The following is a 12,133-nucleotide window of genomic DNA, read 5'->3' on the forward strand; positions in this document are numbered from 1 at the left end:
TTTAGAAAGGGGATTTCAATCATGTTATCCATTAATCCAAATGAACAATCGGAAAAAGAGAATTACAAATTACTTACAGGAAGTATTATTCCACGCCCTGTCGCATTCGTTACTTCTGTAACAAAAGACGGCGTATTAAATGGAGCACCATATAGTTATTTCAATATTGTTGCTGCTAATCCGCCACTTATCTCAGTTTCTGTACAACGAAAAGCTGGAGAAAGAAAAGACACTTCTCGAAACGCAATTGAAAAAGGAGAATTTGTCGTACATATCTCTGATGAATCATATGTAGCGGCAATTAACGAAACAGCAGCAAATCTCCCGCCAAATGAAAGTGAAATTGAATTAGCAAAATTAACACCAATTGAAAGTGATGTCATCTCCGTTCCAGGTGTAAAAGAAGCAAATATTCGAATGGAATGCGTGCTAGAACGCGCAATCCCCCTTGGCGGAACAGAAGACTCACCAGCTTGCGATTTACTAATTGGACGCGTCGTTCGTTTCCACGTCGCAGAACACCTATACGAAAATGGACGCATTCATGCAGAAGGACTAAAACCAGTAAGCCGCCTAGCAGGACACAACTACGCAAAACTAGGAGAACAATTTGAATTAGTGAGGCCAATCTAAAAGCGGAAGCGGCTCACTCAGAATCGCAGGGCATTGGAGCTCTCGACCTTGAAGCGTTCTTTGCTTCGAGCGAGAGAGCGAAATGACCGGAGATTCTAGCCGCTGGAGCTGGATAACACCTAAAAGCGAAAACAGCTCGTTCAGAATAGAAGTAACAATAATATAAAAGGGTGTACCAAATTAATTTGGTACACCCTTTTCATAGAAGAAGAAAAATAATTTTTCATTATTGGTCATCGACCTCTTTTCCCATTATTGGTCATCGGTAAAAAGTAACAGTGTGATTGGTTATTGGATGATTGGTTGTCCTTTGGCCATCACAAATCTCATTTTTACAAAAGTGCTCTTCTTCTATGCCTTGAAGCGGAGTCTCACCACTTCAAGGTTTAAAAGTATTTTTCACCATCAAAGTCTAGTTCAATGGCGTAGTTTTTCGCATTAATTAAGTTAGATAACCTATTAGCTTGTCTCTCTAACTCTAAACCTTTTACACGATATACTTCAGGATCAAACATGGCTACTTTTACAAGCGATGATGTTTCACCGTAAGAATATACATGTTCTTCTTTCTTACTCACGCCAAACTCTTTACACTTTCGAGCTTTTGCACGTAACTGCGTTGCAAGTTCTATCGCTTCAACAATCGTTATATTCTCTCCGTTGAAATTCACTTCATTTCGGATATTTGCTTCATACATTAATTTATCTAAAAGACGAAAATCAGCGCGAACTTCATCTAGTTCCTGTTCAACTTGTACCAATGTACGCGTCTGTTTTGGAAGTGTATCACCTTTTTCAATTTCAACAAATCCAATTTGGTTCATCTCTTCTTCTAATTCATGTATTCTTTTCGATAATACACTTTTTAATTTTACAGCTTCTGCCAAAGAAATGTTAGACATAGTATCCCCCTTATATCTCTTCTTTCTGCTCCTCTAAAGTAGGTACTTTCTCTTTTTTCGGTTTCCCAAGCTTAATTACGAAGAAGTAAAGGGAAAGCAATGTAATAAGAAAAACAATTAAAAACGGGTATGGAGAATAAAAAGCACGCGCCGCCTCCGTTTTTCCCGCAACAAACTTCAATGACTCAATATCTAAAAACTCAGCAAACATTTGTACACCGAGCATACTAAACCAAAAAACAAAAAAACTAATAATAATACCAAAAACTTGCTTCAATCTCGTCATCCATCTCATCCTTTCTATATTGTAATTTTTTAGCGTAATCAGTATAGTACAAACAAAACTATGCACAGAAAGGAACTATCTTACCATTCACGAATTAATTTAATCCAACCTAAAATTGAAATTTGTAAAATAATACCCCAAATAATAAGTAGTCGTAACCACCTCGGAAAAAAGGTTACAAATCGAATATACCATTCCAATAACTTGTTCATAACGCCCTCCCCCCTAAAATTATATAGGAAAAAGGAGATATAATCCAAATCCAACCAAAATGATACCACCTACTATCTCGCCATATGTACCGAGCATATCTTTCGCATGTCTCCCAATGAATAAACCAATCCACGCTAATAACATACTAACAAATCCAAAAAGTAATATCGTAATGATCGTCTGTGCCCCGTAAATACCAAGACTAAGACCTACTGAAAAACTGTCTATACTAACCCCAAATGCAAATACAAATAAACTAATTCCAATAGGGGCCGTTCGAGTCTCTTCATTTTCCAAGATAGATGAATATACAATATAAAATCCTAATCCGATTAATAAAATAGCACCTGCAAAATGTGCAATGTCTCCATACTGCTCTGATAAAAAACGACCTAATACCATCCCTATAAATGGCATGATAATATGAAATATCCCTATCGTCACACCGATATACAGGATTTGTCTTATCTTTAAGGTCATCATTCCCATACCAAGACTTACCGAGAACGCATCCATCCCTAAGGCGAACGCCATAATTATTAAAGGTATTATCTGTTCAAACGTCATTCATGTCCCTCCTCGGACGTGCTACTTCAAAATATGCTTATCCGAGGAGAAATATTCTGTTTGCTAATCGTACCTTATCATTCAGTAATAATTTGATGTCCTGCCGCTTTTGTTAAACGATTCATAATGGCATTCCCTATTCCTTCATTCGGGAATGATTCACTAAAAATAACATCCACTTCACTTGCATCAAATGTTCTAAGTACATCATATAATTTAGTCGCAACGCTAGCTAAATCGCTTCGGACACCACATGATAATACAACATCCGCGTTATATACGTGCTGATACTCTTCTGTCGTTAATACACCGACTTTGAATCCTTCTTCCTTCTTCTCATCCACAAGGCGTTGAATAAATTCACGTGAACCTTCAACAATACTTAGCGGCGCTTTCGGTGCATAATGTGTATATTTCATTCCAGGTGATTTCGGTTTTTCCTTCTCATCCTTTAAAGCTGGATCTAACGAAACCGTACCAATCACTGCTTCCAATTGTTCTTTCGTAATCCCACCTGGGCGTAATATCGTTGGAACAGCGCTCGTACAATCAATTACAGTCGATTCAACACCTACTCCGGTTGCACCACCATCTACAATACCTGCGATTTTCTCATTTAAATCTTCATATACGTGAGATGCTAACGTCGGACTTGGACGACCTGAACGATTTGCACTTGGTGCTGCAACAGGTACATTTGCCTCTTCAATAAGAGCAAGAGCTACCGGATGATCAGGCATTCTTACTCCAACCGTATTAAGTCCTGCCGTTACCTTCTCTGAAATCCCTTCTTTTCTAGGTAAAATAATTGTTAAAGGGCCCGGCCAAAAATGCTCCATTAACTGTTCTGCAACTGGCGGAATTTCCTTCACAATACCATCTAACTGCGATTTTGTACCGATGTGGACAATAAGTGGATTATCACTCGGTCTTCCTTTCGCCTCAAAAATTTTCGCAATCGCTTCATCATTCATCGCGTTTGCACCTAGTCCATATACCGTTTCTGTAGGGAAGGCAATCGCCTCATTTTCCCTTAATAATTTTGCTGCTTCTTGTAACTGTGGATAATATTTTTTTCTTTCCACAACATTATCCACAACCCACATATTTGTATGCATTTTTTCCCACGTCCTTTTCTACCCTGAAATACTTGTCTATTTTTAGTTTACTATGAGATTTATCCAAAAGACAAACAAGGTTTATCCACAAAATGTGGATAAACCTAATTAATCCGTGGATAACTTTGTGAATAGCTGACAATTTAGTATTATTGCATTTGGCTCTTTTATATTTTTACAAAAGTGTTCTAACTGTCGAATTCCCTCTGGTACGTTCTCTTTCTCTATCTTAACAAAGTCAAAAAACTGAAAGATCGTTATAGATTGTGGATGATTTGTTAGTAAGTACAATTGTCGAATATTTTTTTCTTTCATATACTGCAAAAACATTTCAAAAAAATATAAGAAAGTCTGTTTATCCACATTAGGTGTGAATAAACAAGAACGAATAAGTGCGTTTTCTTCACTTTGTTCATATCCAATGACTGCCCGTATTTCTTCCGCCTCTTCCAAAATCATAAACTGTGCGTACAACTCATTTATTTTATCATCTTTTTTATTAGCTTGTCCGAAAAAAGAATGCAATCTTTCCACATCTGCCTTCGTCGCAAAATATACCTTCTTCATAATAAATCCCTCCTCTTTTTTATATATGAGGAGGGATTTACGAATAGTACTATTTAGAGAATAAAGATGTAAAAGCTTCTACAATAAATAACTTAACTTCCGGCTTTTCTTCTTCCTCCTCTACTTTTACATACTCATTTCGCTTTTCTTGTTTTTGTTCCACAGGTTTCTCCACTTTTTCCACAGTTTTTGTTTCCTCTTTACTTGCAGGTTGTTCTTCTACTTTCGTTTCATTTTTTACTACTTTCTTTTCAGAAGTTGTTACTTTTTTTACAACTTCCTGCTTTACAACTTTCTTTTCCTTCACCTCATCCCCTTTTTTCTCTTCTGCATTTACTACTTCTTCATCATCTATTTGTTTCACTTGCTCCTCTTCAGGAGATTCAGCCTTCACAACATGTTCTTCTTTCCTTACAGCTGTACCACTTGAAAAATCTAAGAAACACATCGGTGGAAATAGTACACACCACCAGTTTGCCCCTTCACCTTCCCCAATTGTAATTAAGACTGCTTCATATTCCCCTGCCGGATAAATAAAATTCCCATATACCTTTGTAGGAAACTTTACATTTTTACTGAAATTCACTTGGAATGAATCTTTGCTTCCTTCTTTTTTCAACGTATTTGCTACTGTTTTTTCGATTTCTGGAATATGACTTTGAATGACTTTGCGTGCCTCTTCAAATGAAGTTAAATCAGCTACCCATCCATCAATTTGTGCTTTTACTTCATCACGCACTTTGCGCTTTAACGCCTGATCTTTATCTGAATCACTATTTGCTAAAATCCGTAATCGAACGGCCTCTTTCGGAATAACTGAAGGCCCTTTCGCATCAGCTTTCATATATCCAAACTGCACAAGTAACTGTGCACCAATTAATAATAGAAGAAGATAAGCAATAACTTGTTTTTTCATTTCCTCCACCGTCCCTTCTACAAACAGTGTGGACAGACTTTCATCTTTCTAAACTATTAAATTCAAAATCTATATGAATTTTTCCACAAAAAAATAGAGTAAGGTGTAACCCTTACTCCATTTCTGCAAATACCATACGATCTTTTCCATTAATATCAAAAACAACCTCAACATGAGCATGTGGAAAAGCTTGTTGTAACAGCCCTTTCACGTCCTCACCTTGCCCTACTCCAATTTCAAATGCGACAATTGCTTTCTTCTGCAACACATTCGGCAACTCTTCCATAAAGCGGCGATAGAAATCTAATCCGTCTTCACCACCAACAAGCGCTCTCTTTGGCTCATGCTCTTTCACCACGGGAGAAAGACCACGCCAATCTTCTTCCGGTATATATGGAGGATTTGAAACAACAACATCTAACTTTTGACCCGTTTCATAAAATGGTGATAATAAATCACCATGATAGAACGTTACTTCTGCGCCCAAAGTTTTCGCATTTTCTTTTGCAACTTCAATCGACTCCTGCGCAATATCTACCGTATACACATGAAGATTTTTATTTTCTAAAGCAAGCGTAATCGAAATTGCTCCGCTACCTGTACCAATATCTGCTACATGTATTTTCTCATCACCAAAATGACGCTCAATTCTTTCTAACACTCCTACTATAAGCTCTTCTGTTTCTGGTCTTGGTATTAATACTTCTTCATTCACAAAGAACGATCTTCCATAAAACATTTCATGACCAATCATATATTGAATCGGAATACCTTCTACATGTTTGTGGATAAACTCTGTAAAACTTTTTTCTTGTTCCGCAGTTATTTCTTCACGCATGTTCATCAATAATCCTGTTCTATTCGTCTTTAATACATGACAAAGGACAATTTCTCCCGCATTTTCATCTCGTCCATTCTCCTGTAAAAAAGAAGAAGCCCATTTCAGGGCTTCATAGACACGCATTACTCAGCTGCCTCCATCCTTTGAGCCTGATCTTCCATTACTAAGGCATTGATGAAATCATCTAACTTACCTTGTAAGATTTGATCTAACTTTTGAATCGTTAAACCGATTCGATGGTCTGTAACACGGTTTTGCGGGAAGTTATACGTACGAATACGCTCTGAACGATCACCCGTACCAACAGCTTGTTTACGGTTTTGATCATACTCAGCTTGCGCTTCTTGTCTAAACTTATCATAAACACGTGCGCGTAATACTTTCATCGCTTTTTCTTTATTCTTAATTTGTGATTTCTCATCCTGACATGATACAACTACACCAGTCGGTAAATGCGTTAAACGTACCGCTGACATCGTTGTATTAACGCTCTGTCCACCAGGTCCACTAGAAGCGAATGTATCAACACGAACATCTTTCTCATGAATATCAATTTCTACTTCTTCTGCCTCTGGTAATACAGCTACAGTTGCTGTAGATGTATGAATACGTCCACCAGATTCCGTTTCAGGAACACGTTGTACACGGTGAGCGCCATTCTCGAATTTCAGCTTCGCGAAAGCACCTTTACCGTTAATCATAAAGATAATCTCTTTATATCCACCTAACTCTGTATAGCTAGCCTCGATAATCTCCGTTTTCCAACCTTGCACCTCAGCGTAACGGCTATACATACGGTATAAGTCACCAGCAAATAAAGCGGCCTCGTCGCCACCAGCAGCTCCACGAACCTCAACGATAACGTTCTTATCATCGTTAGGGTCTTTTGGTACAAGTAAAATTTTCAGACGCTCTGATAATGTTTTTTCTTGTGATTCTAACTCAGAAACCTCTTCTTTTACCATTTCACGCATTTCTGCGTCTAACTTATCTTCTAACATTGCTTTCGCATCTTTTAATTGCTCACGAACATCCTTATACTCACGATACACCTCTACCGTTTCCTGTATATCAGACTGTTCCTTTGAATATTCACGAAGCTTATTTGAATCACTAATAATTGCTGGGTCGCTTAGCAATTCATTTAACTTCTCATAACGATTTTCTACAGCTTGCAAACGATCTAACACATCATTCACCTCTACATCCTAGTATCTAATACAAATAGTATATGGTACTTACTCAAAAAAACGCAAATTATATTTAAAAGCACAAGCGGCTCGTTCAGAATCGCAGGCTATTTGGAACTCTCGATCTTGAAGCGCTCTTTGCTTCGAGCGAGAGAGTGAAATGGCCGGAGATTCTAGCCGCTGGAGCTAGATAATATATTTAAAAGTGGCGGTGGCTCGTTCAGCTCTGACCAGCTAAGGTTCTTTCGACCTAAAGGTGCTTTTTACCTTTCGGGCGGAAGGTTCTTAGATGCGAAGAGCTAGCCACCAGAACTAGATATCACAACTTAAAGCGTAGGCAGCTCATACCACTCACACTCTCTATTCTGAAAAAAACCCGCCTTGCGCAGCGAGTTTTACTTATCTTGGTTTGTAGGAACTGCATGACAATGACGACAGCGTGGTTCATACGATTCTGAAGCACCAACTAAAATAATCGGATCATCAAATGCCGCTGGTTCTCCATCAATTAATCGTTGTGTACGACTTGCCGGAGATCCACATGCAGAACATACTGCTTGTAGTTTTGTTACATGTTCAGCAATCGCCATCAGCTGAGGAACTTGTCCAAATGGTAGACCACGGAAATCTTGGTCTAAACCAGCTACAATGACACGATAGCCACGATTTGCCAATACTTGCACCACTTCCACAATGTCCCCATCAAAGAATTGCACCTCATCGATTGCAATTACATCCATTTCTTCAGTGATATGTTCAAATATATCTTTTGAAGCTGAAACAGGAACTGCTTTTACCTTTAATCCGTTATGTGATACAACGTCTTCTTCACTATAGCGATTATCAATACATGGTTTAAATACAATTGCATGTTGTTTCGCAAATTGCGTACGACGCACACGGCGGATAAGCTCTTCTGATTTACCAGAAAACATACTACCGCAAATCACTTCAATCCAACCGTTCTGATTTATTAAGTACATGAAGCTCTCCTTTCATCTACTTTTTAATTAAAAGTAGGGTAAAGGTATAATATTTTCGCAAAAAAAACAGACAAGCGAATAGATACACTTGCCTGTTTTATGTTTTTATTACTTAAGACCGTATTTCTTATTGAAGCGGTCAACGCGTCCGTCTGCAGTAGCAAACTTCTGACGTCCAGTGTAGAATGGGTGAGAATCAGAACTGATCTCAACTTTTAGTAATGGATAAGTGTTACCATCTTCCCACTCAACAGTTTCGTTAGATCCTCTAGTAGATCCGCTTAAGAATTTGAAGCCTGTGTTTGTGTCCATGAATACAACTTTCTTGTAATCTGGGTGAATTCCTGCTTTCATTCTTTTCATCTCCTTCCGCCCTGAATCATTTTCGAAACAGAGTTTTTCATCTTCAGCTGCATACACAACTATATTGATGAAACACATATGATGAAATTATAACAAGGCTAACTTCATTTTGCAACTACCTGTTTTTGTCTTTTTAAATTAAAAGTGGAGACGGCTCGTTCAGCTCTGACTGGCTAAGGTTCTCTTGCACAAAAGGTGCTTTTTACCTTTCGTGCGGGAGGTTCTTAGACACGAAGAGCTAGCCGTCGGAACTAGATACAATTTAAAAGCAGAAGCGGCTCGCTCAGAATCGCAGGGCATTGGAACTCTCGACCTTGAAGCGCTTTTTGCTTCGAGCGAGAGAGTGAAATGACCGGAGATTCTAGCCGCTGGAGCTGGATAACACCTTAAAGTGGAGGGGGCTCGCTCAGCTCTGACCAGCTAAGGTTCTTTCGACCTAAAGGTGCTTTTTACCTTTCGGGCGGAAGGTTCTTAGATGCGAAGAGCTAGCCACCGGAACTGGATATCATTTAAAAGCGCAAGCGGCTCGTTCAGAATGGGAGGGGGATGAAGCTGGATATTATCTTAAAATGGAGGCCGCTCATCCAACTAGAACCAACTAATGCCCTTCCACTCATCTCTCTTTAAGATCACCTAAAAGACATAAAAAACTCGCTTACCATAAAATAAGCGAGTCCCAATCTTTTCCCTTTACTTCGTTGTTACATATCTTTTCGAATCTGCAACAATGTTTTGTAAAAATTCTTCATTTGTCTTTGTTTGACGAAGTTTACGTAAGAAACCTTCAACAAAGTCTGGTGTATCACGCATTGTTTTACGAATACCCCATAGCTTGTCTAAATGTTCTTTCGGAATTAATAGATCCTCTTTACGTGTACCAGAACGGCGAATATCAATTGCCGGGAAGATACGACGCTCAGCTAATGAACGATCTAAATGAAGTTCCATATTTCCAGTTCCTTTAAATTCTTCGTAAATTACATCGTCCATACGAGATCCTGTATCAACAAGAGCTGTTGCTAAAATTGTTAAGCTACCGCCTTCTTCGATATTACGTGCAGCTCCAAAGAAACGCTTCGGTCTATGGAAGGCAGCTGGGTCGATACCACCCGATAATGTTCTACCACTTGGCGGAATAACAAGGTTGTAAGCTCGCGCTAAACGGGTAATACTATCCATTAAAATGATAACATCTTTTTTGTGCTCTACAAGACGCATTGCACGTTCTAACACAAGTTCTGCTACTTTAATATGATTTTCTGGTACTTCATCAAAAGTAGAGCTTACAACATCTCCTTTAACAGAACGTTCAATATCTGTTACTTCCTCTGGACGCTCATCAATTAAAAGGACAATTAATTCAGCTTCCGGATGATTTGTTGTAACACTGTGTGCGATTTCTTTTAATAGACTAGTTTTACCAGCCTTTGGAGGCGCGACAATTAAACCACGTTGTCCAAATCCAACTGGTGCAATTAAATCCATGATGCGTGTCGGTAACTTTTTCGGTTCCGTTTCCAATTTCATTTGGCGATCTGGGTATAATGGTGTTAATGCAGGGAAATGCACACGCTCTTTTGCTGACTCTGGATCATCTCCGTTTACAGCTTCCACTTGTAATAATCCAAAGTAGCGTTCATTTTCTTTCGGAGGTCGTACTTTACCAGAAACTTTATCTCCATTACGTAAATCGAAACGACGAATTTGCGAAGCTGAGATATAAATATCTTCTGAGCTTGGAGAGTAGTTGATAGGACGTAGGAATCCAAATCCTTCTGATTGAATAATTTCTAATACGCCTTCCATGAAGAAGAAACCTTCTTTTTCTGCTCGAGCTTTTAAAATGGCGAAGATTAACTCTTTTTTCGTTAATTTGCTATAATACGAAATCTTAAATTCTTTCGCAAGCTCGTATAACTCTTTTAATTTCATGTTTTCTAATGCTGCAATTGACAAATTCATTCAGACACCACACTTTAACGTTATTCTCTTTTCACATGGGTAAAGGGAAAAAATACGGAAGGCAAATAATTAATAATGAAAGGCAATAAGTTCAAGTAGGGTAATATTCACTATTGTAACCCTTTTATCTAGTTTTAATCAATACGTTGAAACACAAATACAAGAAGCGAAGACAAGAAAATTTGTCTTCGCTTTTTATTTAATCCAGCTTCAGCAGCTAGAAGGGTCGATGGCTTCACTTCTTCCTACGAGGCAAAAAGCGCCTCTACGTCAGAAGCTCCATCCTCCTCCCATTCTGAACGAGCTGCTTACGCTTTTTATTTAATCCAGCTCCGGTGGCTAGAAGGGTCAGTCATTTCACCCCTTCCTGCGAGGCACAAAACGCCTCTTCGTCAGGAGTTCCAATGCCTTCCCCTTCTGAGCAAGATGCTTACGCTTTTTACTCAATCCAGTTCCAGCGGCTAGAATCTCCGGTCATTTCACTCTCTCACTCGAAGCAAAGAGCGCTTCAAGGTCGAGAGTTCCAATGCCCTGCGATTCTGAACGAGCCGCTTACACTTTTTATTTAATAACCAAGTTCGGTTTTTTATTTAAGCTGTGACGTCCGTCTACAAAGCGTACTGTGCCTGATTTTGCTCGCATAACAAGGGATTGTGTTGTTCCTACGCTACCTTTAAATTGAACGCCGCGTAATAGTTCTCCGTCTGTTACACCTGTTGCTGCGAAGATTGCATCGTCACCTTTTACTAAGTCCTCCATGCGAAGGATGCGGTTGATGTCGTCTATGCCCATCTTTTTGCAACGCGCCAATTCAGCGTCGTTTTGTGGTAATAATTTCCCGTGAATTTCTCCACCTAAACATTTTAATGCAACTGCTGCTAACACACCCTCAGGCGCGCCACCAGAGCCGAATAAAATATCTACACCTGTACGATCAAATGCGGTGTTGATTGCGCCAGCTACGTCTCCATCATTAATCAATTTAATGCGAGCACCAGCTTTACGAATTTCTTCAATAATTGCTTGATGACGTGGACGGTTTAAAACTGTCGCTACAACATCTTCAATATCTTTGTTTTTCGCTTTCGCAACTGCACGTAAGTTATCGATAATAGGCGCATCAATATCGACCGCCCCAACTGCTTCTGGGCCAACCGCGATTTTATCCATGTACATGTCAGGAGCATGTAACAAATTACCATGATCTGCAATTGCAATAACAGCAAGAGCATTCCATCCACCAGCTGCTACAATGTTTGTCCCTTCTAAAGGATCAACTGCAACGTCTACACGCGGACCGTATCCTGTACCTAATTTTTCTCCGATATATAGCATTGGTGCTTCATCCATTTCACCTTCACCAATTACAACTGTACCTTTCATCGGAATTGTATCAAATACATCACGCATAGCTGATGTTGCTGCACCGTCTGCCTCATCCTTTTTCCCGCGTCCCATCCAACGCGCTGATGATAAAGCTGCAGCCTCTGTTACACGTACTAACTCCATAGATAAACTTCTTTCCACGATAATCCCTCTCCTTTAAGTCTTTATATTTCTGCCGTATTTTGTGAACCGTGTTTTTCTATAAA

14 protein-coding genes are annotated in these 12,133 nt (G+C 39.1%); 1 reads left to right on the forward strand and 13 read right to left on the reverse strand.

Annotated features, from left to right (window positions below):
- The first annotated feature begins 21 nt into the window (after positions 1-21).
- On the forward strand, positions 22-633 hold the full coding sequence (locus tag MR070_RS16445) for a flavin reductase family protein (RefSeq protein WP_000949040.1): 612 nt from the start codon (positions 22-24) through the stop codon (positions 631-633).
- Positions 634-1,019: 386 nt separating this feature from the next.
- On the opposite strand, the gene MR070_RS16450 is transcribed toward MR070_RS16445, so the two are convergent.
- The 13 genes from MR070_RS16450 to glpX all read right to left on the reverse strand — a co-directional run bounded on the left by MR070_RS16450 (position 1,020) and on the right by glpX (position 12,068).
- The gene (locus MR070_RS16450) at positions 1,020-1,535 is read right to left on the reverse strand and encodes a hypothetical protein (RefSeq protein ID WP_000065590.1); all 516 of its coding nucleotides are present in this window, start codon (positions 1,533-1,535) and stop codon (positions 1,020-1,022) included.
- 10 nt (positions 1,536-1,545) lie between these two features.
- Entirely contained in the window at positions 1,546-1,821 is a 276-nt protein-coding gene (locus tag MR070_RS16455) for a DUF3935 domain-containing protein (protein WP_000197474.1), read from the reverse strand.
- Positions 1,822-1,901: 80 nt separating this feature from the next.
- Positions 1,902-2,033 (reverse strand): hypothetical protein, encoded by a 132-nt coding sequence (locus MR070_RS27075; protein ID WP_001037626.1) that lies wholly within the window; start codon positions 2,031-2,033, stop codon positions 1,902-1,904.
- Between the two features lie 19 nt (positions 2,034-2,052).
- The gene (locus MR070_RS16460) at positions 2,053-2,601 is read right to left on the reverse strand and encodes a manganese efflux pump MntP (protein ID WP_000142416.1); all 549 of its coding nucleotides are present in this window, start codon (positions 2,599-2,601) and stop codon (positions 2,053-2,055) included.
- A 77-nt stretch (positions 2,602-2,678) separates the two neighbouring features.
- A complete protein-coding gene (locus tag MR070_RS16465) occupies positions 2,679-3,719 on the reverse strand; it encodes an L-threonylcarbamoyladenylate synthase (protein ID WP_242261638.1) in 1,041 nt (346 codons plus the stop codon).
- 108 nt (positions 3,720-3,827) lie between these two features.
- On the reverse strand, positions 3,828-4,286 hold the full coding sequence (locus MR070_RS16470; RefSeq protein ID WP_242261639.1) for a GNAT family N-acetyltransferase: 459 nt from the start codon (positions 4,284-4,286) through the stop codon (positions 3,828-3,830).
- Positions 4,287-4,335: 49 nt separating this feature from the next.
- Positions 4,336-5,202: a stage II sporulation protein R gene (gene spoIIR / locus MR070_RS16475; RefSeq protein ID WP_242261640.1), complete on the reverse strand. Its 867-nt coding sequence runs from the start codon at positions 5,200-5,202 to the stop codon at positions 4,336-4,338.
- Positions 5,203-5,314: 112 nt separating this feature from the next.
- Complete coding sequence (prmC, locus tag MR070_RS16480; RefSeq protein ID WP_001267033.1) at positions 5,315-6,166, reverse strand: peptide chain release factor N(5)-glutamine methyltransferase; 852 nt, start codon at positions 6,164-6,166, stop codon at positions 5,315-5,317.
- Positions 6,166-7,233 (reverse strand): peptide chain release factor 1, encoded by a 1,068-nt coding sequence (gene prfA, locus MR070_RS16485; protein ID WP_000887065.1) that lies wholly within the window; start codon positions 7,231-7,233, stop codon positions 6,166-6,168. The genes prmC and prfA overlap by 1 nt, the downstream gene beginning before the upstream one ends.
- Before the next feature lie 395 nt (positions 7,234-7,628).
- Positions 7,629-8,216, reverse strand: coding sequence for a thymidine kinase (locus MR070_RS16490; protein WP_000280863.1), 588 nt, complete (start codon positions 8,214-8,216; stop codon positions 7,629-7,631).
- 108 nt (positions 8,217-8,324) lie between these two features.
- Positions 8,325-8,570, reverse strand: coding sequence for a type B 50S ribosomal protein L31 (locus MR070_RS16495; protein WP_000643437.1), 246 nt, complete (start codon positions 8,568-8,570; stop codon positions 8,325-8,327).
- A gap of 699 nt (positions 8,571-9,269) precedes the next feature.
- Positions 9,270-10,541, reverse strand: a complete 1,272-nt coding sequence (gene rho / locus MR070_RS16500) for a transcription termination factor Rho (protein WP_001053898.1) — start codon at positions 10,539-10,541, stop codon at positions 9,270-9,272.
- Between the two features lie 561 nt (positions 10,542-11,102).
- On the reverse strand, positions 11,103-12,068 hold the full coding sequence (gene glpX, locus MR070_RS16505; protein WP_000442333.1) for a class II fructose-bisphosphatase: 966 nt from the start codon (positions 12,066-12,068) through the stop codon (positions 11,103-11,105).
- Positions 12,069-12,133: the final 65 nt, after the last annotated feature.

It is taken from the genome of Bacillus cereus group sp. BfR-BA-01453 (assembly GCF_022662915.1).
In the GTDB taxonomy this organism is placed as follows: Bacteria; Bacillota; Bacilli; order Bacillales; family Bacillaceae_G; genus Bacillus_A; species Bacillus_A paranthracis.

What these genes read in the sequence shown, in the direction of transcription:
- MR070_RS16445 (WP_000949040.1), top strand. Translation starts at nt 22, where the DNA reads ATGTTATCCATTAATCCAAATGAACAATCGGAAAAAGAGAATTACAAA.
- MR070_RS16450 (WP_000065590.1), bottom strand. Translation starts at nt 1,535, where the DNA reads ATGTCTAACATTTCTTTGGCAGAAGCTGTAAAATTAAAAAGTGTATTA.
- MR070_RS16455 (WP_000197474.1), bottom strand. Translation starts at nt 1,821, where the DNA reads ATGACGAGATTGAAGCAAGTTTTTGGTATTATTATTAGTTTTTTTGTT.
- MR070_RS27075 (WP_001037626.1), bottom strand. Translation starts at nt 2,033, where the DNA reads ATGAACAAGTTATTGGAATGGTATATTCGATTTGTAACCTTTTTTCCG.
- MR070_RS16460 (WP_000142416.1), bottom strand. Translation starts at nt 2,601, where the DNA reads ATGACGTTTGAACAGATAATACCTTTAATAATTATGGCGTTCGCCTTA.
- MR070_RS16465 (WP_242261638.1), bottom strand. Translation starts at nt 3,719, where the DNA reads ATGCATACAAATATGTGGGTTGTGGATAATGTTGTGGAAAGAAAAAAA.
- MR070_RS16470 (WP_242261639.1), bottom strand. Translation starts at nt 4,286, where the DNA reads ATGAAGAAGGTATATTTTGCGACGAAGGCAGATGTGGAAAGATTGCAT.
- spoIIR (WP_242261640.1), bottom strand. Translation starts at nt 5,202, where the DNA reads ATGAAAAAACAAGTTATTGCTTATCTTCTTCTATTATTAATTGGTGCA.
- prmC (WP_001267033.1), bottom strand. Translation starts at nt 6,166, where the DNA reads ATGCGTGTCTATGAAGCCCTGAAATGGGCTTCTTCTTTTTTACAGGAG.
- MR070_RS16490 (WP_000280863.1), bottom strand. Translation starts at nt 8,216, where the DNA reads ATGTACTTAATAAATCAGAACGGTTGGATTGAAGTGATTTGCGGTAGT.
- MR070_RS16495 (WP_000643437.1), bottom strand. Translation starts at nt 8,570, where the DNA reads ATGAAAGCAGGAATTCACCCAGATTACAAGAAAGTTGTATTCATGGAC.
- rho (WP_001053898.1), bottom strand. Translation starts at nt 10,541, where the DNA reads ATGAATTTGTCAATTGCAGCATTAGAAAACATGAAATTAAAAGAGTTA.